This window comes from Massilia sp. FBCC-B171, assembly GCF_059134155.1.
This window is the reverse complement of record NZ_CP101443.1, coordinates 1,540,640-1,563,411: the sequence shown is the minus strand read 5'-3', so window position 1 is coordinate 1,563,411 and position 22,772 is coordinate 1,540,640. Positions and strand designations below refer to the sequence as shown.

At 65.0% G+C, this 22,772-nt stretch carries 15 protein-coding genes; 5 read left to right on the top strand and 10 right to left on the bottom strand.

The features are described from left to right. Positions 1-52 precede the first annotated feature (52 nt). Positions 53-430, bottom strand: coding sequence for a COG4315 family predicted lipoprotein (locus NMB41_RS07080; protein ID WP_494381768.1), 378 nt, complete (start codon positions 428-430; stop codon positions 53-55). A gap of 173 nt (positions 431-603) precedes the next feature. Here NMB41_RS07080 and NMB41_RS07075 point away from each other — a divergent pair, with 173 nt between their 5' ends. Continuing rightward, positions 604-990, top strand: coding sequence for a hypothetical protein (locus tag NMB41_RS07075; protein ID WP_494381767.1), 387 nt, complete (start codon positions 604-606; stop codon positions 988-990). On the opposite strand, the gene NMB41_RS07070 is transcribed toward NMB41_RS07075, so the two are convergent. The 5 genes from NMB41_RS07070 to NMB41_RS07050 form a co-directional block, all read right to left on the bottom strand. After that, positions 987-1,601 carry a pyridoxamine 5'-phosphate oxidase family protein gene (locus NMB41_RS07070; protein ID WP_494382803.1) on the bottom strand — a complete coding sequence of 205 codons (615 nt, stop codon included), beginning with the start codon at positions 1,599-1,601 and terminating at the stop codon, positions 987-989. The two genes, NMB41_RS07075 and NMB41_RS07070, sit on opposite strands and share 4 nt — an antisense overlap. Positions 1,602-1,694: 93 nt before the next feature. After that, on the bottom strand, positions 1,695-4,883 hold the full coding sequence (locus NMB41_RS07065; protein ID WP_494381766.1) for an error-prone DNA polymerase: 3,189 nt from the start codon (positions 4,881-4,883) through the stop codon (positions 1,695-1,697). Between the two features lie 344 nt (positions 4,884-5,227). Next, a complete protein-coding gene (locus NMB41_RS07060) occupies positions 5,228-5,845 on the bottom strand; it encodes an exopolysaccharide biosynthesis protein (protein ID WP_494381765.1) in 618 nt (205 codons plus the stop codon). Further along, on the bottom strand, positions 5,842-7,422 hold the full coding sequence (locus tag NMB41_RS07055; RefSeq protein WP_494381764.1) for a TerC family protein: 1,581 nt from the start codon (positions 7,420-7,422) through the stop codon (positions 5,842-5,844). Before NMB41_RS07055 ends, NMB41_RS07060 begins: the two co-directional genes overlap by 4 nt. Positions 7,423-7,562: 140 nt before the next feature. Next, positions 7,563-7,889, bottom strand: coding sequence for a hypothetical protein (locus NMB41_RS07050; protein ID WP_494381763.1), 327 nt, complete (start codon positions 7,887-7,889; stop codon positions 7,563-7,565). An 81-nt stretch (positions 7,890-7,970) separates the two neighbouring features. Between NMB41_RS07050 and NMB41_RS07045 the strand changes: the two genes are divergently transcribed. The 3 genes from NMB41_RS07045 to NMB41_RS07035 all read left to right on the top strand — a co-directional run bounded on the left by NMB41_RS07045 (position 7,971) and on the right by NMB41_RS07035 (position 12,294). Further along, complete coding sequence (locus NMB41_RS07045) at positions 7,971-8,759, top strand: PhzF family phenazine biosynthesis protein (protein WP_494381762.1); 789 nt, start codon at positions 7,971-7,973, stop codon at positions 8,757-8,759. Between the two features lie 33 nt (positions 8,760-8,792). Further along, positions 8,793-9,761: a Bug family tripartite tricarboxylate transporter substrate binding protein gene (locus tag NMB41_RS07040; protein ID WP_494381761.1), complete on the top strand. Its 969-nt coding sequence runs from the start codon at positions 8,793-8,795 to the stop codon at positions 9,759-9,761. Between the two features lie 139 nt (positions 9,762-9,900). Next, a complete protein-coding gene (locus tag NMB41_RS07035) occupies positions 9,901-12,294 on the top strand; it encodes a TonB-dependent receptor plug domain-containing protein (protein ID WP_494381760.1) in 2,394 nt (797 codons plus the stop codon). Between the two features lie 71 nt (positions 12,295-12,365). On the opposite strand, the gene NMB41_RS07030 is transcribed toward NMB41_RS07035, so the two are convergent. The 4 genes from NMB41_RS07030 to NMB41_RS07015 all read right to left on the bottom strand — a co-directional run bounded on the left by NMB41_RS07030 (position 12,366) and on the right by NMB41_RS07015 (position 21,499). Then, the gene (locus NMB41_RS07030) at positions 12,366-12,617 is read right to left on the bottom strand and encodes a hypothetical protein (protein ID WP_494381759.1); all 252 of its coding nucleotides are present in this window, start codon (positions 12,615-12,617) and stop codon (positions 12,366-12,368) included. Between the two features lie 98 nt (positions 12,618-12,715). Next, positions 12,716-14,665 (bottom strand): sensor histidine kinase, encoded by a 1,950-nt coding sequence (locus tag NMB41_RS07025; RefSeq protein WP_494381758.1) that lies wholly within the window; start codon positions 14,663-14,665, stop codon positions 12,716-12,718. Between the two features lie 227 nt (positions 14,666-14,892). After that, entirely contained in the window at positions 14,893-16,371 is a 1,479-nt protein-coding gene (locus NMB41_RS07020) for an alanine/glycine:cation symporter family protein (protein ID WP_494381757.1), read from the bottom strand. A gap of 112 nt (positions 16,372-16,483) precedes the next feature. Further along, positions 16,484-21,499, bottom strand: a complete 5,016-nt coding sequence (locus NMB41_RS07015) for a diguanylate cyclase domain-containing protein (protein ID WP_494381756.1) — start codon at positions 21,497-21,499, stop codon at positions 16,484-16,486. 203 nt (positions 21,500-21,702) lie between these two features. Between NMB41_RS07015 and NMB41_RS07010 the strand changes: the two genes are divergently transcribed. Next, on the top strand, positions 21,703-22,674 hold the full coding sequence (locus tag NMB41_RS07010; RefSeq protein WP_494381755.1) for a Bug family tripartite tricarboxylate transporter substrate binding protein: 972 nt from the start codon (positions 21,703-21,705) through the stop codon (positions 22,672-22,674). The last annotated feature ends 98 nt before the right edge of the window (positions 22,675-22,772 follow it).

The window sequence follows — 22,772 nt, the reverse complement described above, 5'->3', positions numbered from 1 at the left end:
CCAGGCTTTCCCTGGGTGGACACGCTGCCCACCCAGGGAGCGGACAGGCGTTTCAGTCAGCTACAACGTGCCACACGTCCTTCACCTTGTCGCCCTTGCGATCGCCCGGTTTGGTATCGTTGGCGAACAGGTAGAGCGGCTTGCCCTTGTAGGCCAGCTGCTTCGTGCCGTCGTCGCGCGTGACGGTCGAATACGGCGAGGCGACGCGTTCGTCCGTGACCGGCACCGGCGGCCACATCTTGGCGCAGCCTTCGTTGCAGGCGCTCTTGCCCGAGCCGGCCGTGTCCTTGTCGAAGGTGTAGACCGTCATCCCGGCGGCGTCGGACAGCACGCCGTTCGCTTTCTTGAAGCCCGACTGCGCCAGGGCGGCGCTGCTGGAGAATACGAGTGCAGTGGTCAGTGCGGCGAGTACAGGGTGAATCGCTTTCATGGCAACCTCCTGGATGACGGTGAAGCGCCAGTATATGCCTTGTATTGACGAATCGCACGCGTTCGCGTTATCAAAAATGATTGACTTACTTGCCAGAGATGGAGGATATTTCTTGCTATTAAGTTTTTCTTTCTCCTGACCTCCAAGGCCACTTGCAAGCTGCGATCCCTCTTGTGTGCGTTGAAAAATGGATCGCTGGCCTGACGATGGCCAACGGCATGCTGGGCCTTGCCATGTGGGTGACGGGCCTGCCGTCGCGCGGCGCCATCGACAGCCTGCCGCTACTGCCCCTACTCGGCCTGCTGTCGGGCGTGCTGGCCTGGCGCGGACGGCTGTCCGGACACGCTGCCGGACTCCTGTTTTATGGCGTGCAGCTCGCCGCTTTCCATCCCTACGATTCCACGCCGGCCTGGCAGCCACCATGGGCTTTCAGCCTGGCCTTCGTCGTGCACTTGCCGGCCGGCGTGTTGATCGTGAATGCCTTTGCGGTCGCGATGCTGGCGGCAAGCGCCGCGCTGGTCCTGCTGCGTACCAGGCAATGCCGGGGCCGGGTCCGCTAATACAGCGACTCGCGCTGGCGCTGCGGCAGCGCGCGATCGTAGGTTTCGCGGTCGATGCCGCCTTGCGTCAGCTCGCCCAGGATCGATCCGGGCGTGGGTACCTGCGAGATATCGTGTTCTTGAAGATGCCAGAGACGCGAGCGCAGGATCGAACGGGCACACTGGAAAAATACCTTGTCGACCGAGATGCGCAACACGCAGATTGGCGCTTTCCCTTCAACAGCGAACGACGCCAGCAGTTGAGGGTCGACGCATATTTCTGCACGCCCGCGCACGCGCAAGGTTTCGCCCACGCCCGGGATCAGGAATATCAGGCTCACTCGTGGATCGGAAATCAGGTTGCGCAGGCTGTCGATGCGGTTGTTTCCGCGTCGCTCGGGCAGCAGCAAGGTGCGTTCATCGATGATACGCACCAGGGGGCCGGCGTCTCCGCGTGGCGATATATCCAGCCCATGCGGCCCGCTGGTCGCCAGCAAGGCGAAGCGTGCGTTGTCGATCCACCGTGCGTAAAGCGGATGCAGGTGGTCGACTTCCTTGGCGATGGACGCAGGCGCCACGGGGCCGAACAGCGCTTCGAGCGATGCGAGATCGGTGATGAGATGTTCGGACATGGCGCCCCTGGCGAGATCAATCGGCAAAACCCAGTGTACGGTCCAGTTCCATTCATGGCAAGCCGGCGGTTTTTCCAAAGGCCCGCCCGGCCCTCAACAAAAGTCCCTGCTCCCCGTCGCCAGCCGCCCCAGCAAATGCGACATGTCCACCAGCCGCTTCGCCACCAGGTGTTTTACTTGCCCCTGGCTTTGCCAGATGCCGTACACGCCCAGTAAATTCGCGCCCAGCACTTCGCGCCGCTGGTGCTCGACCAGGTCGGGCCAGACGATCACGTTGACATTGCCCGTCTCGTCTTCCAGCGTCAGGAACAGCACGCCCTTGGCGGTGCCGGGCCGCTGGCGCACGGTGACCAGGCCGCAGCCGCGCGCGAGCTGGCCGTCGGCGTACTCGTTCAGCACGGATGAGGGCATGAAGCGCTGCGCCAGCAGCTGTTTGCGCAGCAGCGCCACCGGATGACGGCCCAGTGTGAGCCCCTGCGCGCGGTAGTCGCCGACGATCTCGTCGCCCTCCGAGGGCGCGGCCAGCACCGGCATCTCTTCGTCGATCGTCGTCGGGCGCAGCAAGTCCTTGTCGGGGACGCCGCCGACGGCCTGCCACAAGGCTTCCCTGCGGTGTCCGGCGAGCGAGCGCAAGGCGTTGGCGCCGGCCAGCACCTGCAGGTCGCCGCGGTCCAGCCCTGCCCGTCTCGCCAGGTCGGCCACGTTTTCGAAGGGGCGAATCGCGCGCGCGTCCTCGATGCGCGCCGCCGCCTCGCGGCTCATGCCGCGCTGGAGCGACAAGCCAAGGCGCACGGCCGGCTGGCGCGTCGTGTCGTGCAGTTCTTCCAGGGTCGACTCCCAGCCGCTGATCGCAATGTCGACCGGACGCACTTCGATGCCGTGGCGCTGGGCGTCCTGCACCAGCTGCGAGGGACTGTAGAAACCCATCGGTTGGCTGTTAAGCAAAGCGCATAAGAAAGCCGCCGGCTCGTGGCACTTCATCCAGGAGCTGGCATAGGCCAGCAGTGCGAAGCTGGCCGCGTGCGACTCCGGAAAACCGTACTCGCCGAAGCCCTGGATCTGGCTGAAGATCGCTTCGGCAAATTCCAGTTCGTAGCCGCGCTCGAGCATGCCGCGCACGATGCGGTCGTAATAGTGTTCGAGTCCGCCCTTTCGCTTCCAGGCCGCCATCGCGCGGCGCAGCTGGTCCGCCTCGCCGGGCGTGAAGCCGGCGCCGAGAATGGCCACCTGCATCACCTGCTCCTGGAAGATCGGCACGCCCAGCGTGCGTCCGAGCGCCTGCTTCATTTCCTCGCTCGGGTAACGCACCGGTTCCAGGCCCTGGCGCCGGCGCAGATACGGGTGGACCATGCCGCCCTGGATCGGGCCCGGGCGCACCACCGCCACCTCGATCACGAGGTCGTAGAAGACGCGCGGCTTCATCCGCGGCAGCATGCTCATTTGCGCGCGCGATTCGATCTGGAACACGCCCACCGTGTCGGCCGCGCAGATCATGTCGTAGGTGGCCTTGTCGTCGGGCGGGATGTCCTGCATCTCGAACTGGCTGCCGTGGCGCAGGCTCACCAGTTCCAGGGCGCGCCGCAGCATCGACAGCATGCCCAGCGCCAGCACGTCGACCTTCATCAGGCCGAGTTCCTCGAGGTCGTTCTTGTCCCACTGGATGACGCTGCGGTCCACCATCGCCGCGTTCTCGATCGGCACCAGGCGAGAAAGCTTGCCTTGCGCGATGACGAAGCCGCCCGGGTGCTGCGACAGGTGGCGCGGGAAGTTCAGCAGCCCTGTAGCGAGCGTAGCCCACTGGCGCGACAGCGGCGCTTCCGGGTCGAGGCCGGATTCCGCCAGGCGATTCAGAAGGTCGGCCTTGTTGTCGAACCAGCGGTGGCTTTTACAGACCTTTTCGATGATGCCGAGATCGACGCCGAGCGCGCGCCCGCTGTCGCGCAAGGCGCTCTTCGGGCGATAGCTGATCACCACCGCCGCCAGCGCCGCGCGCATGCGGCCGTACTTGTTGTAGATGTACTGGATGACTTCTTCGCGGCGCTGGTGCTCGAAGTCGACGTCGATGTCGGGCGGCTCGTTGCGCTCCTTCGAAATGAAGCGCTCGAACAGCAGATTGGCGCGCGCCGGATCGACCTCGGTGATGCCGAGGCAGTAGCACACGGCCGAATTGGCCGCCGAGCCGCGGCCCTGGCACAGGATGTTGTTCGAGCGCGCGAAGTGGACGATGTCGTAGACGGTCAGGAAGTAGTGTTCGTAGCCCATCTCGGTGATGAGCGTGAGTTCATGCTCGATCTGGGCCTGCACCTTGGCCGGAATCCCTTCCTTGAAACGCCGGTGCGCGCCGATATAGGTTTCGGCGCGCAGGAAACTCGATGCCGTTTGCCCCTTCGGCACCACTTCGTTCGGGTATTCGTAGCGCAGTTCGTCGAGCGAGAAGGTGCATAAAGAAGCGATACGGAGTGTCTCACTTAATGCTTCGCGCGAGTAGATGTTCGCCAGGCGCAGGCGCGCGCGCAGGTGCTGCTCGGCGTTCTGGGCCAGGCCATAGCCGCATTCGGCCACGGGCTTGTTCAGGCGCGTCGCGGTGAGCGTGTCCTGCAGGGGTTTGCGCGAGCGCACGTGCATCACGACGTGGCCGAGGGCGACGATCGGCAGCCGGTGCTGCCAGGCGACTTCCTCGATCGTGACCCGGTGCGCATCATCAAAAGCGCGGTGCAGCAGCACCAGGCCCAGCCAGGCGCGTTCCGGGAACTGCGCCGCCACCCACTTCGCCTGTGCATGCAGGCGGTCGACGTCGTCCGGTTCATGCCCTGGATAATGCGGCAGCAGGATCGCCAGGCAGTCGGGCATGCCCTTCAGGTGGGCCAGCGCCCCCTGCGGATTGGCGATGTCGTCAAGCGTGAGGAAATAGGTGCCCTTCTCGCTGCGCGTGCGCCCCAGCGTGATGAATTCGGACAGGTTGCCGTAGCCGTTGCGGTTCTGCGCCAGCAGGATCAGGGACAGCGCCGGGTCGCCGCCCGGATGCTTCAGGTGAAAATGGGCGCCGACGATGAAGGGCAGCGCCGCTTCCTTTGCCTCGGCATGGGCACGCACCACGCCGGCCAGCGAACACTCGTCGGTCAGCGCCAGCGCCGAATAACCGAGGCGCACTGCCCGCTCCACCAGCTCCTCGGCGTGCGAAGCGCCTTGCAGGAAGGAGAAATTCGACAGGCAGAACAGCTCGGCATAGTCTGGTAGATGGCCGGACTGGCCCTGTGTCGGCGGCGGAGGTGGAGACGGCATCGGCAAGGTGGAATGCGGTGAGCATTCAAACTACTGTACAAAAAAACAGTATAGCCGAACAGAGCAAGTTAATAAGTAATTTCCATGCGGATACAAGAACCACAGGTCCGCCGGGGGCGCTCGTACGCGATCGGGTGCGCTTTACGTTATAGTGAAACGCACCCCCAACCCACACGCGCACGACCAACAGGAGCCCACCATGAGTAAAAGCCAGGACGCCAAGAAATCCACCAAAAAAGAACCGGCCAAGAACGCCAAGGAAAAGAAGGAAGCGAAAAAGGTGAAACAGGAAGAGAAAAAGCGGCAGCAATAAGGCTGGTTGACCGGCGCCCCGCCTCCCGGCTTCAGGCGAAAAACTTCACCATCATGAACAGCACCGCCTGCACCGCGGCGAACACGACGCCCGATACCAGCACCGCCGACGCCGCCGCCATCACCAGCCCGCCAACGATCCAATAGCCGTCGCGTTCGAGGATGCCAAGCGCCAGCATGCTGATCGCCAGCGCCGGCAGCATGTTCCCGAGCGGGATAGGCAGCAGCACCACGATCGCCAGCAGCAGGCAAACAATGCCGACCAGGTATTCCATCGGCGGCAGCGCCCAGATGCTGGCGCGCGGGCGCAGCATGCGTTCGGCGCGCTGCAGCCAGGGACAGATGCGGGCGATCATGGCGCCGAAATCGGCGCGCGCCATCGAACGGTTGGCGATGAAGCCGGGCAGCCAGGGCTTCTGGTTGAAAGCCAGCTGCGCCGCCAGCAGCACCAGCGGCGCGCCCAGGATCACCGAGGTGCCGGGCAGCGCCGGCAGCGCGTTCGGGCAGGCGAACACGAACAGCAAGGCGCCGAGCGCGCGGTCGGCCAGCGCCGCGAGCAGGTCGCCGATCGAGATGCGTTCGCGCTCGGCGTCGTCTGCCAGCTGCTGCAAGACTTCCGACAAGGCCGGGCCACCCGATACTTCTTTCATCGTTCTTCCTCCATGTGCGCGTGCATTGAAGCGGCGGTGATCCGGCGGATCGCCACCCTTGCGATGCGATGCGCCTCGACCGCCAGAATTTCGTAGCGCAGGCCATCGTGTTCGACACTCTGCCCCACTTCCGGGAAGCGCTCGAAGCGCGCCAGCAGGAATCCTGCAAGCGAAGTGTAATCCGCATCCATGCCGAGCAGGCCCTCGGTGCCCAGCACCTGTTGCAACTGGCGCAGATCGGCCGTGCCGATGACTTCCCATTCGCCCGGCGCGCGCGCCTGGATCGCCAGTTGCTCATCCTCGTCGGGGAACTCGCCGGCGATCGCTTCCAGGATATCGACCGGCGTCAGCAAACCCTGGACGATACCGTATTCGTCCGTCACCAGGAGCAACTGGCCGTGCGCGCGTTTGAGCGTGTCCATCGCGCGCAGGACGCCGGCGGTGTCGGGCATGATGATCGGGGTGCGCAAAAGGCTGGCCGCGCCCTCCTCGTCGATGCGCCCGCGCAGCAGCAGGCCGGCGATCAGGTCCTTGGTGCGGCCGATGCCGACCACCTGATCGAGCTCGCCGCGGCACACCGGCATCAAACCGTGCGGCGTGTCCTGCAGCTGGCGCAGGATGGCGTCGGGCTCGTCGTCGAGGTCGACCCACGACATTTCCGAGCGCGGCGTCATGATCGAGCGGATCGAGCGGTCGGCCAGCGCCAGCACGCCGCTGACCATGTTGCGTTCCTCGACCGCGAACCCTGCCTCCTCTGCTTGGCGGCTATCCGAGGCCTCCTCGCTGGCATCGAGGCGTTTGCGCCCGCCCATCAGGCGCAGCACGCTGTCGGCAGTGCGCGCGCGCAGCGGCAGGCGCGCCTCGTTCTTGATGAAGTTCCGGCGCGCGAACTGGTTCAGCGCTTCGATCAGGATCGAGAAACCGATGGCCGCATACAGGTAGCCCTTCGGGATATGGAAGCCCAGGCCCTCGGCCACCAGACTCAGGCCAATCATCAGGAGGAAGCTCAGGCACAGGACGACGACGGTCGGATGCGCGTTCACGAAGCGCGTCAGCGCCTTCGAAGCAAGGATCATGACGCCGATCGAGATGATCACGGCCGCCATCATGACGCCCAGCTCGTCGACCATGCCCACTGCCGTGATGACGGCGTCGAGCGAGAACACGGCGTCGAGCACGACGATCTGGGCCACGACCACGCCAAAGGCGGCATAGGCTTTCGAGCCGGTGTGGGCATGGGTCACGCCTTCGAGGCGTTCATGCAGTTCGGTGGTGGCCTTGAACAGCAGGAACAGGCCGCCCCCCAGCAGGATCAGGTCGCGTCCCGAAAAACTGAAGGAGCCCAGTGCGAACAGCGGCGCGGTGAGCGTTACCAGCCAGGACACGATCGTCAACAGCCCCAGGCGCATCAGCATCGCCAGCGACAAGCCGATCAGCCGCGCCTTGTCGCGCTGGTGCGGCGGCAGCTTGTCGGCCAGGATGGCGATAAAAATCAGGTTGTCGATGCCCAGTACGATTTCCAGCACGACCAGCGTGAGCAAGCCCGCCCAGATCGTGGGGTCGAATAGCCATTCCATTTCAATACCTCGTTCATATAAGATTCAAGCTGATCCCGGTGGCGGCGCGGCAGGCGTGTCGGACAGGAATCAAGGGGCGCCGGGTGTCGCCCGGCGTGTGCAGACGGCGGTCCATGCCGGATAAACGGCAGGACCGTGGCTCAGTGCATGGGAGGAGGTTTTATCGGTGGAAATGGCGCAAGGCCGCGCCGGGGCGGCAGGGAGGCAGGCCTGGAACGGCCGGGAAGCGCGGCAGGCTGCAGGCGCCCTTCTTCGTTGACCGAATCGTGAAAGTCGTAGCCGGCCGGGGGCTCGTCCGAATCCGGATCGCCCATCGCCTGCATATCGGGTGCACCCATGGCGTCGCCGTCGGCGGCGAGGGCTACGTGTTGCACTGCGCCGCTCTGCATCGACGATACCGACATCGACAGCGCGAATACATTCAGGGGGAACAGCAGGATCAGGAAGATGACGAATGCTCGTCGCATAGGGAGGTCGTTGGACGGGACGGCTGGAGTATACCAGCTATTGTTATTGGCAGTTTTTACAGAACCTGGCACGAGACTTCAATGAACATGAAAGAATTCAGCTGCTTCGGCGAGGACGGCGGCGGCGGCAATCCGGCGCTCGTGATCGAGGATGGCCCACGCGAGGATGCGGAGCGCGCACGGCTGGCGCGTGAGCATGCGCTCACTTGCGTCTTTCTCGACGCCCCTGGCGCGCCTGGCCTGGCCGCCACGCTCGACTTCGTCTACCCGCACATGCGCAGCCCGCTCTGCCTGCACGCAACGCTGGCGGCGGCGCAGGTGCTGTTCGCGCGCTTTGGCGACGCCTTACCCTTGCAGGTGACGACGGCGATGCGCGGCCAGCGCCTGGTGCTCTCGCGCGAGGGCGAGCTGGTGTTCGTGCAGCTGGCGCGGCAGGACGCGCCGCAGGTGGCGGCGGACGCCGCCCTGGCCCGGCGCCTGCTGGCGGCGCCAGGCCTGCAGCTCGCCGGCAGTCCGCGCCTCGCCTCGGTCGGTAGCCCGAAGCTGCTGCTGGAAGTGGCGGACCGCGAGACCCTGCATGGCTTGACGCCGGACCTGGAAGCGATCGTCGAATGGGGTCGCGCCCAGGGCGTGAGCGGCTGCTACGCCTGGTGCCGCATCGGCGAGCAGGAATACGAAGGCCGCAACTTCAACCACCTCGATCCCCGGCTCGAAGACAGCGCGACCGGCGCAGCGGCCGGCGCACTCACCGCCGCGCTCGGGCATGGACTGATGCTGCACCAGGGCCGCGCCAGTGGGCGAGCGTGCCTGATGCACACCATGATCGATGGCGACGCCGTGTTTGTCGGCGGCCGGGCTGTTGCGTGTTAAATTAAAACAAACATAACAACCCATGGAGACCTTATGACATTCTGGACCCGCACCCGGCGCTGCATGGCCGCCATCGCCTTGAGCTTGCCGGCTTCGGCATTCGCCTTTCCCACCGCGCCCGTCGAATGGGTCGTCCCCTACGCCGCGGGCGGCGGCTCCGACGTGGTGGCGCGCGTGATTGCCTCGGAAATGACGAAGACGCTCGGCCAGCCGATTGTCATCAACAACAAGCCCGGTGCGGGCACCAACATCGGCGCGGCCTATGCCGCCAAGGCGAAAGCGGACGGCCACCTGGTGCTGACGGCCGATACCGCCACCCTGGCGACCAACCAGTTTTTGTATGCCAAACCCGGTTACAGCGCGGAGCAGGATTTCGCGCCGGTCGGCCTGATCGCCCGCTTCCCGATGATCCTCGTCGTCCATCCCGACGTCCCCGCCAAGAACCTGCAGGAGTTCATGGCATGGGCCAAGGCGCAAAGCAATCCGGTGGCCTATGGCAGCCCGGGCGCCGGCAGCCCGCACCATCTGGCGACCGAATTGTTTTCCGATGTCTCCGGCTTGAAACTGCTGCACGCACCTTATAAAGGCGCGGCGCCCGCAGTGCAGGACGTCATCGGCGGCCAGATTCCCTTCATGTTCGTCGACACCGCCGCCGGCGGCTCGCATATCCGCGCCGGCAAACTGCGCGCCATCGGCGTTGCGAGCCTGAAGCGGGTACAGAATTTCGAGACCATCCCGACCCTGAACGAGCAGGGACTGGCCGGCTTCGAAGCCTATGCCTGGCAAGGCATGGTGGCGCCCGCAAAAACGCCCGCGGCCACCATCGAGACGCTGAACAAGGCCTTGCAGAAGGCGGTCCAGACCGAGGCCGTGAAAACGCGTTTCCAGGCCCTCGGCCTCGAAGCCATTCCCGGCAGCCCGAACGACATGACGGCGTATGCCAGGGCCGAGCGCGAAAAATGGGGGAAGGTGATCAAGGCCAAAGCGATCAGGCTCGATTGATCTGGAGTTGGATTCTTGAACGCAGCGGATGTGCGCTTTATCCGCCCTATTTCCGTGCAATCGTTGCGTTTTCGACACATCCAGTGGTTCAGCCCGTCAATATTGATTAGCATGCAATTTTCCCCTTTGGAGATGTTGCGTGTTCAAACAAAAACAATTGCGCCGTGCCGTGCTGTTTGCCCTGTATGGCAGCGCTGCCCTTGCCCTCTCCCCGGCGGCCACGGCCCAGACCGCAACTTCTGACACTGCCCAGGCTGAATCCATGCAAAGCGTGCGCGTGGTCGGCACCCGCCGCGTCGGCGCCTCGTCCTCGACCGATACCCCGGTCCCGGTCGACATCATTCCGATGACGCGCCTGGCCGAACAAGGCGGCCAGTTCGACCTGTCGCAGACGCTGACCAACATCTCGCCTTCGTTCAACTCGACGCGCCAGACCGGCGCCGACGGCGCCGACCTGGTCGACTCGGCCGCGCTGCGCGGCCTCGGTTCCGACCAGACCCTGGTGCTGATGAACGGCAAGCGCCGCCACACGACGGCCCTGGTCAACCTGTTCGGCGCGCGCAACCGCGGCAACACCGGCACCGACATGAATGCGATCCCGATGCTGGCGATCAAAAATGTGCAGGTGCTGCGCGACGGCGCCGCCGCCCAGTACGGCTCGGACGCGATCGCCGGCGTGATGAACATCGAACTCAAGAAAAGCCTGGGCTGCGAAGCCGTTACCGGCTTCGGCGAATACACCGAAGGCGACGGCGAGAACTACCTGGCCTCGGCCTATTGCGGCATTGCCCTTGCAGGCGGCACCTTCGGCGTAACCGGCGAATACCTGTTCCGCGACCGCTCGAACCGCGCCGAAGAAGGCAACCCGCGCATCATCGGCGACAGCCGCTCGGAAAACCAGACGCTGTATATCAATGGCGATATCCCGCTGGGCGCGGGCCGCCTGTACACGACGCTCGGCGTGCAGCGCCGCGATGCCTCGTCGGGCGCATTCGCACGCGGCGGCATCGGCTCGGACGACATCCCGAAGAAAAATTCAGCGGCGATGTATCCGGACGGTTTCGTCCCCTTCATCAACGGCGACGTCGATGACCGCTACGGCACGCTCGGCTACCGCCTGAAAATCGGCGAATGGGATGCCGACTTCTCGCAGACCTACGGCTACAACCGCCTCGACTACACCATTGCCAATACCCTGAACGCGTCGATCGCCAACCTCGACCTGATCAACGGCGGGCGCGGCATCAGCCCGAACACGTTCGGCGCGGGCGGCTTCTCCTTCCGCCAGCTGACCACGAACGCCGACTTCAGCCGCTACTATCCTGCTGTCTTCCAGGGCCTGAACGCCGCCTTCGGCCTGGAATACCGCAGCGAGAACTACAAGATCTTCGCCGGCGAACCGGGTTCCTACGTCGACGCCGACGGCGCCAGCTTCGGCGGTGCTGCCGGCAGCCAGGGCTTCCCGGGCTTCCAGCCGGTCGATGCCACCAACCGCAGCCGCCACAGCACCGCGGCCTACCTCGACTTCGAGGCGGAACTGACCGACCGCCTCAAGCTGCAGGCGGCGCTGCGCCACGAGCGCTTCTCGGACTTCGGCGCCACCACCGACGGCAAGCTGGCCGGCTCCTTCAAGCTGGGCGGCGACGTGCTGCTGCGCGGTTCGGTCAGCACCGGCTTCCGTGCCCCGTCGCTGCAGCAGGTCTACTTCTCGTCGACCTTCACCGACTTCCCCGAAGGTCAATCGATCAACGTGAAACTGGCGCCGAACGGCGGTCCGGTGGCACTCGCCGCGGGCATCCCGGCGCTGAAGGAAGAGAAATCGAAGAGCGCCACCCTGGGCGCGACCTGGACGCCGTCGCAATCGACCTCGATCACCGCCGACTTGTACCGCATCGACATCGACGACCGTATCGTGCTGTCGGGCCGCTTCAATGCCGACAACTATCCGGCGCTGGGCGCGACCCTGCAGACCCTGGGCGTGGACGAGGCCCAGTTCTTCGTCAACTCGGTCGATACCAGCACGAAGGGCCTGGACGTGACGGCCTCGCACCGCATGCCGGTAGCAAGCGGCCGCCTGAACACCTTCCTGGCGCTGAACTTCAGCAAGACCGAGGTGACCGCCATCCATACGCCAAGCGCGCTGACCGGTTTCGACGACGTGCTGCTGTCCGAGCGCGAGCGCCTGTTCATCGAACAGGGCGGCCCGCGCCGCAAGGCCACGCTCGGCTTCGAATACAGCCAGGGCAAGTTTGGCTCGGACTTGCGCATCATCCACTTCGGCCCGCAGACGCTCGGCACCTTCGCCGGTCCGCCAACGCCGAACGCGCACTACGAGCCGAAGACCTCGGCCGACCTGTCCTTCAGCTGGTCCTTCACCGAGCGCACCAAGCTGACCGTGGGCGGCACCAACATCTTCAACGTCAAGCCAACGGAACAGGATCCGGACCAGACCGATAACGGCTTCAAGTACGAGAGCGTGCAGTTCGGCCTGAACGGCGCGGCCTACTTCGCGCGCCTCTGGCACAAGTTCTGATCACGCTGGCGCCATGAAAAACGGGGACACGCAGGTGTCCCCGTTTTTCATGGCCCTCCCGACGCGACAGCTCAGCCTGCGTGGCGGGAACGCAGCACCGACTCGATCGCGGCGATCGCGCAGTTGTAGAAACCGCGCAGCGCCTCGGTATCGTCCTGGCTCATGAACCCCATCAGAAACTGCTTCTGGATCGTTTTCGTGATCTTCTTTGGCTTGCCTGCCAGGCTGTTGTAGCGCTCGACGAGCCGGGCGCGGCGCGCGGCTTCGTCGGCATCGGTGATCAGGGCCACGCGGGGCGGTACGGTCGGGAAGTCCAGGGACATGGCGTCGCCATCAGAATTAAAGTTGCCCTAGAATAACTGTTAAAGTCCGAGATTTGTGACTTTTTTGACAGATCACAGCCCATTCTCTAGGAGAAATGTTAAATCGTGGGCCAACTACAACACTCAGTTGTCTTCTCCCGATCTGACATCGGCAGCCGGACGCGCATCGTCGTGCCTTGGCCGCGTCCTGCGCTTTCCGCCGTGACCGTCCCGCCATGGAGTTCCACCAGCTTCTTCACCAGATGCAGGCCTATGCCAAGTCCCGCGTTGGGATCACCCGCATCCCGGTGAATCTGCATGTACAAATCGAAGACCCGATCGAGCGCATCGGCTGCGATGCCGATACCGTTATCGCTTACCGACAAGACAACGTGTCGCGGCCCATCGGCGCGCAGGCCCACGGAGATGGCGCCGCGCGGCGGCGTATATTTGCAGGCATTGCCGAGGAGGTTGACCAGCACCTGGGTCAGCCGAACGAAATCGCCATCGATCTCGATTTCCTGCTCCGGCCCGTCGACCGTCAGGTGATGGCCTGCGCAGGCGAGCGCATCTTCGCACATGGACGTGGCGCTATCGACGACATCCTGCAAGGAAATGCGCCAGCGTTCGAGCATGAGCTCATTACGCTGCAGACGCTTCAAATCGAATATATCGTCGACCAGGCGCGTCATGTGGGTCAGTTGCCGCGTCATGATGTGTTGGGCTCTTTCCATTCCCATCGTTGCCATCCTGGCATGCAGGAGTTGCATGCCGGACGACAAGGGCAAGAGGCAATTACGCAGTTCGTGACCCAGCGTCGACAGGAATTCCATCCTGTACGCATCGTTCTCTTCCAGCTGTGCGACGGTGCGCATCAATCTTTCCTTGAGGGCGACGCGTTCGCTGATATCGAAGAAAGCACAGGTCATCTGACACTTGCCGGCGGTTGCCCTTCCAGTACATTCCATCCAGCGCAGCTGCCCATCATCGCGGCAATGGAAGCGACCCATGAAGTAGAAACCCGGCTCACCCTCCTCGAAAAAACGTGCGGCCGCTTCATGAAAGGATTGCCGGCAATCCTCGTGCCACAAAGCGTCGAAAAAGGTGGAGGCAGTCCTGCTCTGCGGCGCTTCGCTCTCGATGCCGAGAATTTCGCAGGCCTGGCTGTTCTCTAAAATGAGCACGTCGTTCAGCGCATCCCAGTCCCACATTCCCATATGCGCCGCGTCGATCGACAGTTCCAGGCGCTGTGTCTGCGCCCGCAATGCGTCGACCAGGCGCCTGTCCCGGGTAATGTCCTGCGCCGTGCCGTGCAAGCCGACGATGACTCCCTTGTTGTCGCGCTCGACTTCACCGCGTGCCTCCAGCCAGCCGGTGCTGCCGTCCGGGACGAAATACTCGAGTGCGAGAACATACGGCGTGCCGCTTGCCAGGGCCTGGTCGACCGCCTCGCGCAACAGCGCCAGGCTGGACGGCGTATACAGCCTGGCATGCTCGGCAAACGCGGGCGGCAGCTGAGTCGGGTCGTAGCCGAACAGCCGGTACAGCCCGTTCGACCAGGTCGTGATATCGGCTTCGATTTCCCAATGCCAGCTGCCGATCTGCTCGAGCTGCTGCGCCGCCTCCAGCGCCGCATCCTTCTTCTTGAGCGCCTCGATCATGCGGTGTTTCAACGCGATTTCTTCTTGCAGGCTCGCTTCCAGGCTCTTGAGCACGCCGACATCGGATACCTCAGCGACGAATCCCATGACCACGCCATCGACCACGTCAGGGTGATAGCGCGCCAGGCTGCGCCGCACGACGCCGTCCGGACCGGTGATGTTGCGCTCGAATTGCTGGGGATGGCCGGCGAGTGCGGCAAGAATATAAGGTTTGTTCAGTGAAAAAAGCGCCGGCCCCAGCAGGTCCGGCAACAATGTGCCGAGCAATTCCGCGCCTGATTTACCGAACCATTGTTTATAGGCGCTGTTGGCATAGCGGCAGCGCAGATCGCAATCCCAATAGGCCAGCATCGACGACGCATGGTCGAGGACGCGCATGGAAAAGCTCTGCTCGACGATGGTCTTCATTTGCTCGCTCACCAGGCGGATGTAGGATGCATAAAATTACCATAAGTCGCCAGCTGGCGGTGAGTAAATATCGGCAGGCACATTAATTGGCACCCGGGCCAGCGGCCAGCGAATCAGGATCGGCGTCCAGGTGCGCGGGGTGAACCGCTGGCGCGTCAGCTCGCCCTTGCGATTCGCGCGCGCACGACAACGGCAGCCGCAACTGTCGTTGTCATTTCAGCGCCGTTTTACCCGGCCACTTTCTCAGCTTTGCCTTGCCTGGTGCGCCCGTTCTCGAGCACGCGCCGCTCCCAGTAATCGGCGTTCTTGATTCCCAGCGCCAGCGGATCGAACTGCGGATCCTTGCCCTGCGCCTTCTGCGCCTCGTAGTCGCGCAGGCATTTGAAGGCGACATTACGCAGCAGGACGATGGCGACCAGGTTCAGCCACGCCATCAGGCCCACGCCGATGTCGCCCAGCGCCCAGGCCAGGTCGGCTGTCTTGACCGTGCCGTACACGGTCGCGGCGATGATGGCGGCCTTGAGCAGGAACTTCAGCCATGGGTACTTCGCATGGCGGTCGATGTAGGAGATGTTGGTCTCGGCGATGTAGTAGTAGGCGACGATGGTGGTAAACGCGAAGAACAGCAGGGCGACGGCCACGAAGATCGCGCCGAAGCCCGGCATCACGTTTTCCAGCGCCGTCTGCACGTAGCCGGGGCCGCTGGCCACGCCCTGCACGCCGGTAAACATGGTCTTGCCGTCCGGCCCCTCGACGTTGTACTGCCCGGTGATGAGCAGCATGAAGGCTGTGGCCGAGCAGACGAACAGGGTGTCGATATAGACCGAGAAGCCCTGCACCAGGCCTTGCTTGGCCGGGTGGCTCACTTCCGCCGCGCTCGACGCGTGCGGACCGGTGCCCTGCCCGGCTTCGTTCGAATACACACCACGCTTGACGCCCCACTGGATCGCCAGGCCCAGGATGGCGCCGAAGCCGGCGTCCATGCCGAAGGCGCTGCGGAAGATCAGGCTGATCACTTCCGGCAGGCGCTCGAGGTTCATCAGGATGATGACGAGGGCCACCAGGATATAACCCAGGGCCATGAAGGGCACGACGACTTCGGCAAAGGTGGCGATGCGCTTGACGCCGCCGAAGATGATAAAGGCAAGCACCACCGCCAGTCCCGCCGCCGTGGTGGTGCGGTCCAGTCCGACAGCGGTCTGCAGGCCTTCGGCGATCGAATTGGCCTGCACGCCCGGCAGCAGCAGGCCGGTAGCGAAGACAGTGGCAAACGCGAAGGTCAGCGCATACCATTTCATGCCCAGGCCTTTCTCGATGTAGAAGGCCGGGCCGCCGCGGTACTGGTTGTCGATCTGTTCCTTGTAGACCTGGCCGAGGGTGGACTCGACAAACGCAGAGCTGGCACCGAGGAAGGCGACGGCCCACATCCAGAACACCGCGCCCGGGCCGCCGAAGGTAATCGCGGTGGCGACGCCTGCGATGTTGCCGGTGCCGACGCGCCCGGCAAGCGTCATGGCGAGGGCCTGGAACGAGGACACGCCCTGCTCCGAGCTTTTTCCCTCCAACATCAGGCGGACCATTTCGCGCACATGGCGCACCTGCAGGAAGCGTGAGCGGATCGAGAAATACAGGCCCACGCCCAGGCACAGGGCGATCAGGGCCGGACTCCAGATAATGCCGTTGATGGTGCTGACCAAATCGTTCATCGTAAATTTTCGGATTGAAAAAAAGAAACCATACCCGAAGCCTGGCCGGATGGGCAACGTTTTCCGAACGCCGGCGGGGTCGGGTCGAGATGCCCGAGGCTGTTTTTCGTCGTCAGCCGAAACCGGTCTCGCCGAGCACCACGCAATTGCGCCCGGCATCCTTGGCGCGGTACAGCGCGGCATCGGCCAGCCGCATCAGCGTGTCGGGGTCGGCGCTGCCGCCTTCGAGCAGTACGGCGATGCCGACGCTGATCGTGACCATGCCGGCCGCCGCGCCCGCATGGGGAATGTCCAGGGCTTCGACCGCACCGCGCAGCGCTTCGCCGAGTTGCTTCGCCTCATGAGCGCCGGTGTTCGGCAGGACGATCGAAAACTCTTCGCCGCCGTAGCGCGCCGCCAGGTCGCTGGCGCGCCGTGTGGCACCCGCCAGCGCATGCGCGACGCGGACCAGGCAGGCGTCGCCCGCCTGGTGGCCATAGCGGTCGTTGAACTTCTTGAAATGGTCGACATCGAGCATGATGACCGCGAGCGGCTGGCTGCTGCGCGCGGCGCGCGCGCATTCGAGCTGCAGCACCTCGTCGAAATGGCGCCGGTTGGCGAGGTTCGTGAGGCCATCCGTGACGGACAGGGTCGCCAGCATGCGGTTGGCGTCCTCGAGCTGTGCGGTGCGCTCGGCGACGCGCTGTTCGAGGCTGTCGTGCAGCCTGGCGCTGGCGATCGAAATCATCGCCTGGGCGCCGAGCATGCGCAGAAAGGCGACGCGCTCCTGCGTGAACGAGGCATCGGCCAGGCGGTTCTCGAAGTACAGGACGCCGTCGATGCGCCCGCCGTGCCGCACCGGAAGGCACATGACGGCGCGCGGGCGCTGCTGCTGCACGTAAGGATCGGCGGCGAAGCGCGAGGCGAGCGCGATGTTGTCTTCGATGACCTCGGTGCCGGTGCGGATGACGTAGCGCAGCAGGGACAGCGGAAAGTGCGGATCGGCGGCGGCATCGAGGTCGACCTGGCGCGATTGCAGCACGGTGACCTGGTCGTCGTCGGCGTCGGCTTCGAGCCGGTAGACGCCGTCGGACAGCAGCAGCAGGCGCGCCACCTGCCCTCCGGCGTTCTCGCGCACGATGGAAATCAAGCAGTGCAGCACCTTGCGCAATCCCACTTCGTTCGACAGGATCCGGGTCGCCTTCAGCAGCGACACCAGGTCGAGCGCGGTATTGTCGTGCGTGCCGCGGGCCGAATGCGTCTGCGTCCTGCGTTCGTCCGCGCCCGACAGCACGGCGCCGTACCGCGCCCGCAGCTGCGTCACTTTCCCCTGCGCGCCCCATTGCTCGTAATGCGCAATGGCGTCCCGGATGAACACGGCCGCCACGCGCGGCTGCCCCTGGTCGAACCAGCATTCGCCGCACAGCTCATTGGCCAGCGCCTGGAGGTTGACCAGGCCCGCCATGCCGGCCGCGTCGATCGCCTGCTGGTACCAGCGCGTGGCCGGCGCCAGTTCGTGCCGCGCGCGTGCCAGTTCCGCCTGCACCAGCATGTGCCGGGGGCCGGCGTCGTCCGGGTTTTGCCCGGCCCAGGCGGCCAGGCTGGCCTGCAGCGTGTCGATCCGTTCCTGCACGTCGTTCGCATCGGCGCGCGCCGGAGCGCGGCGCAAGGCGCGAATCAGTATCAACACGGCGAAGAAACTGGACTCGGGCACCTTGGCCTGGCCGCGCATCATCCCGGTGACGACGTCGAGCTGGGCGGCGAGCGCCTCGGCGTCGGCGCCGTCGAACAGATACGCATTGCGGATCTTCCCCTGGATGAAGTAGGCGCGGTACAGGCGCGAGCCGCCGTATTGTTCCAGGAAGCGCGCCTCGCTGAAGGCGGCATCGTCGTAGCTGTCGCTGCGGCTGGTAAGGCCGATGAGGCAGCTGATCGGCTGGACCGCGGCGGCCACGCAGCAATCGGCCATCGCGTGCTGGCCATTGGCGCGCATCAGGGCCAGGTCGCGCCTGACGTCGTCCAGCAGCTGCGGCAGGTAGTCGCCGAGGATGATCCGTTCGGTGGCGCGCACGGCCGTCACTACGCCGACCTGCACGAAATCGGCGATCTCCAGCGCCCAGCCGCAGGCCTCGTCGTACAGCGCGTCGGAGCTGCGCAGCGGGCGCGTCCAGTGATTGATCAGCGCCGCGAACATCAGCGCCGTCAGGATGCGCGTCTGCAGGTTGGCGCGGCGCCTGGCCAGCGCCAGCGCCATTGCGCCGAAGCGGTGGCCGCCGGCGTCGTCGCCGCTGTACATGCGCAGCATGGAGCCGTAGCCGACGTAGGCGACGGCGCTGAAATCGCTGCTGCCCTGCTGCATCGACAGGCGCGTCATCGACACCACCATCAGCTCGCTCAGGCCCTGCTGGCCGGCATAGTAGCTGGCCATCCACAGGCCCTGCATCATCTGCATGGCGGCGATCGCGCCCGGGTCGAGCATCTCGCCGGCCTCAAGTAATTCTTCGGGGCCGCGCGCGCCGCGCAGGCGTCCGATGTCGGCGAAGATCCCGTCGAAGCGTTCTTTCATCTGCGCGCTATCGTGCGGGATGGCGATGTCCAGCTGCGCCAGCCCCTCGCGCAGCACGGCGATGGCCTCGAGCAGGCGGCCCTGCAACTGGTACTGGTGCGCCTGGACCGCGATGCAGCGCACCTGCAGCAGCGGTGCCGGGCTGCGCGCGCGCACCAGCGGATAGATCGCCTCGGCGGCATCGAACTGGCCGCACAGGTAGGCCGCCTCGGCCTCACCGAGCTGCAGGTCGAGCCAGAGGGCGGCGTGGTCTCGCCAGGCATCGGCCGGCAGCAGGGCCAGGCCGGTGCGCATGTGCTCCAGCGTGGCCTGGAACGCCGCACAGCGGCGTGCCCTGGCGCCGGCGCGCAGGTTCAGGCCGGCCAGCAGCACACGCTCGCCGCCATCGTCGATCAGCGCACGGCCGGCATTCATCTGCTCGACGATCTCGAACAGGCGCGCGTCTTCCTGCCCGGGATCCGCGTGGCGCAGCAGCAGGCGGCCGATGTGCAGGTGATTCGCCGCGCGCGTGCCGGCATCGAACACCAGGTAGGCGGCCTGCTGCACGCGGTCGTGCAGGAAGCGGTAGCCGACGCCGTTCGCGCCGCCGTCGGGGTCGAGGTATTTGTAGGCTTCGTCGAGCGGCTGGATCAGGCCGGCGTCGAGCGCGGGCCACAGGGCTTGCTGCGTCTCCCAGGCGCTGGCGCCGGCGACCAGCGCCAGCGTGTCGAGCTTGACGCGGTTGCCGGTCGAGGCGGCCAGCTGCAGCAGGCGCTGGGCCGCGGCCGGCAGGCTGCGGATTTTATCGAGCAGCAGTTCGACCACGTTGTCGGTGTAGTTCGCCTGCTCGATCGCGGCCAGGTCCCAGTCCCAGCAGTCGTCGGCGGCGCGGTAGCGCAGGTGGCCGGCGGCATGGATCGTTTCCAGGAACTGGCCGAGGAAAAACGGGTTGCCGGCGGTCTTGCGCCAGCACAGCCGGGCCAGCGGCGCGCAGTCGCCGGCAGGCACGCGCACGGTGGCCGACACGATCTGCGCAGCCTCGGACTCGCTGAGCGGGCCGAGCGCCAATGTCGACAGGGGCAGGCCCGCAGCGAGCAGCTTGTCCTGCAGCCCGGTCAGCGGATGGACGGCGCCCACTTCGTTGTCGCGGTAGGCGCCGATCACCAGCATGCAGCCGCTGCCGCGCGCGGCCATGCACAGTTCGATCATGCGCAAGGTGGGCGCATCGGCCCATTGGAGGTCGTCGAGGAACAGCACCAGCGGATGGCCGGGGGCGGCGAACACGTCGACGAAGCGCGGGAAGATGCGGCCCAGGCGCAGCTGGCTTTGCTCCGGCGCGAGGACGGGCACCGCTTCGGTAGGACCGACGACCAGCGCCAGCTGGGGGATCAGTTCGACCATCACGCCCAGGCCGTCGCCCAGCGCCTCGCGCAGCTTGCCGGCCCATTCCAGCAGCACTTCCTCCGGCTCGCCGAGCAGCTGGCACACCAGCCCCTGGAAGGCCTGGATCAGCGAGGCATAAGGCACATCGCGCTGGAACTGGTCGAATTTACCGGCCAGGAAACAGCCGCGCCGGGCCACGATCGGCTTGTGCACTTCGTTGACCACGGCCGACTTGCCGATGCCCGAATAGCCGGCCACCAGCAGCATCTCGCGGCTGCCCGCGGCGCTGCGCTCGAAGGCGGCCAGCAGCGCGGCGATCGCCTCCTCGCGCCCGTGCAGGGTTTGCGGCACCAGGAAGCGGCCGTTGTGGCCGGACAGCGTGAGCGCCTGGGCCGGGCCGGCCATCCCCGTGCGGCAGGACGCGAGGTCGCTGCGCAGGCCCTGCACGCTCTGGTAGCGCTGCTCGGCGTTCTTTTCCAGCAGCCGCTCCAGGATCGCCTTCAGTGAAGCCGGCAGTGCAGCGAGCGCGGGGTGCGACCAGTCCGGGCTGCGCGCAATGTGGCAATGGACCAGCTCCATGTCGTCGCTCGATTCGAACGGCGCCTGTCCGGACAGCAGTTCGTGGAAGGTGGCGCCGATCGCATAGAAATCGGCGCGGTAATCGACGCGCCGGTTCATGCGCCCGGTCTGCTCGGGCGCCAGGTAGCGCAGCGTGCCTTCGAGCGCATGCGCACGGGCGAGCGCCTGGCTTTCGTGCGGCAGCTCGCAGGCGATGCCGAAATCGATCAGCTGCAGCAGGCGCCGCTCGCCATTCCACACCAGGTTGGAGGGATTGATGTCCTTGTGGATTACGCCTTGCCGGTGCACTTCCTCCAGGGCGTCGCACAGTTGCAGCGCGATCTCGAAGAAATCGTCCAGTTCCAGCGCGCGCCGCGTGCGCAGCAGCTTGTCGAGCGCCAGGCCGCCGATGTCTTCCTGGATCATCGTCCAGCGCCCGCCGTGCTGCGCGAGCGCGAGCGGACGCACCACGCCTGGATGGCTGCAGCGGCAGGCGATCGCATACTCGCGCTTGAACTGCGCCAGCAGCTGGAAGGAAGGGAAAGGCTGGTTGGGCGATTTGACGATCAGCGCGGCGCCGTCGGCGGCGCGAGCACGATACACGAGCGAACGGGAGCTGGCATGCAGCTGTTCGATGATCTCGTGGTCGAAAAAAGCGCTCATGGACTGGGCCTGCAGTGGTCCGGTGATGTTGCGAGGCCGCGGACGATACGGACTTGATCGCATTACCTACAAGTAATTATTATAGCAGTACTGCCTATGTCTCCCGGGTGGCCGGTATCGATGTCCAGCCGGGGTACTGCGCACAGGGGCCTTCGTGTAAAATCCCCGAAGTCAGATGGACAACCAACCAAAGGATGCCGGATATGAAGCTGTTTTCCAAATCGTTCGCCCTCGCCTTCGCCGCCTCGGTCGTGTCGCTCAGCGCCGCGGCCCAGAACTGGCCTGAAAAAAATGTGAACGTCGTCGTGCCATGGCCACCGGGCGGCCCGTCCGACATCGCTGCGCGTCCATGGGCCAAGGAGCTTACCGAGTCGCTCGGCAAGACCTTCGTCATCGATAACCGCGCCGGCGGCGGCGGCAACATCGGCACCGCGGCAGTGGTGCGTTCGCAGCCGGACGGCTACACCCTGCTCATCACCTCGAGCGCGCCGATCGTCATCAACCCGAGCGTCTACAAGGGCATGACCTTCGATCCGCTGAAGGACCTGGCCCCGATCAGCAACCTGCTGCGCGTGCCGCTGGTGCTGGTCGCCAACCCATCGGTCCCGGCGAAGAACCTGAAGGAACTGATCGCCCACATCCAGTCGAAGAAAGGTGGCTTCTCGTTCGGCTCGTCGGGCAACGGCACGCCGCAGCACCTGACCGGCGAACTGTTCAACAGCGTCCAGAAACTGAACATGGTGCACGTGCCGTACAAGGGCTCGGCGCCGGCGATTTCCGACCTGCTGGGCGGCCACATCCCGATCATGTTCGACAGCACCATCGCGATCATGCCGCACATTAAGAGCGGCAAAGTGCGCCCGATCGCCATCTCGGGCAACAAGCGCTCGCCGCTGCTGCCGGACGTACCGACCTTCGCCGAAGCCGGCATCCCGCAGATCGAGTCCTACGCCTGGTACGGCCTGTTCGCACCGGCCAAGACGCCGAAGGCCGTGATCGACAAGATCAACGCCGAAACCATCAAGTTCATGAAGTCGCCTGAATTCGCCAAGGTCCGCGCCGAAACCGGTTCGGAACTGCTGGCCGATACTCCGGAAAACTTCACCAAGTTCGTCCACGCCGAATCGGCGAAGTGGTCGAAGGTGGCGAAGGATAGTGGCGCGACGGTGGACTGATTTTTTCGGTTTGCCGGATATGAGAAAGGGACTGGATTATTCCAGTCCCTTTTTTTATGCTGCGTTGAACGCGTGGGCGGCGTACACGCAGCGTGATC

Bases quoted from the DNA above. Each gene is read 5' to 3' on its own strand.
- NMB41_RS07080 (WP_494381768.1), bottom strand. From the start codon at position 430: ATGAAAGCGATTCACCCTGTACTCGCCGCACTGACCACTGCACTCGTA.
- NMB41_RS07070 (WP_494382803.1), bottom strand. From the start codon at position 1,601: ATGTCCGAACATCTCATCACCGATCTCGCATCGCTCGAAGCGCTGTTC.
- NMB41_RS07065 (WP_494381766.1), bottom strand. From the start codon at position 4,883: ATGCCGTCTCCACCTCCGCCGCCGACACAGGGCCAGTCCGGCCATCTA.
- NMB41_RS07060 (WP_494381765.1), bottom strand. From the start codon at position 5,845: ATGAAAGAAGTATCGGGTGGCCCGGCCTTGTCGGAAGTCTTGCAGCAG.
- NMB41_RS07055 (WP_494381764.1), bottom strand. From the start codon at position 7,422: ATGGAATGGCTATTCGACCCCACGATCTGGGCGGGCTTGCTCACGCTG.
- NMB41_RS07050 (WP_494381763.1), bottom strand. From the start codon at position 7,889: ATGCGACGAGCATTCGTCATCTTCCTGATCCTGCTGTTCCCCCTGAAT.
- NMB41_RS07045 (WP_494381762.1), top strand. From the start codon at position 7,971: ATGAACATGAAAGAATTCAGCTGCTTCGGCGAGGACGGCGGCGGCGGC.
- NMB41_RS07040 (WP_494381761.1), top strand. From the start codon at position 8,793: ATGACATTCTGGACCCGCACCCGGCGCTGCATGGCCGCCATCGCCTTG.
- NMB41_RS07030 (WP_494381759.1), bottom strand. From the start codon at position 12,617: ATGTCCCTGGACTTCCCGACCGTACCGCCCCGCGTGGCCCTGATCACC.
- NMB41_RS07025 (WP_494381758.1), bottom strand. From the start codon at position 14,665: ATGAAGACCATCGTCGAGCAGAGCTTTTCCATGCGCGTCCTCGACCAT.
- NMB41_RS07020 (WP_494381757.1), bottom strand. From the start codon at position 16,371: ATGAACGATTTGGTCAGCACCATCAACGGCATTATCTGGAGTCCGGCC.
- NMB41_RS07015 (WP_494381756.1), bottom strand. From the start codon at position 21,499: ATGAGCGCTTTTTTCGACCACGAGATCATCGAACAGCTGCATGCCAGC.
- NMB41_RS07010 (WP_494381755.1), top strand. From the start codon at position 21,703: ATGAAGCTGTTTTCCAAATCGTTCGCCCTCGCCTTCGCCGCCTCGGTC.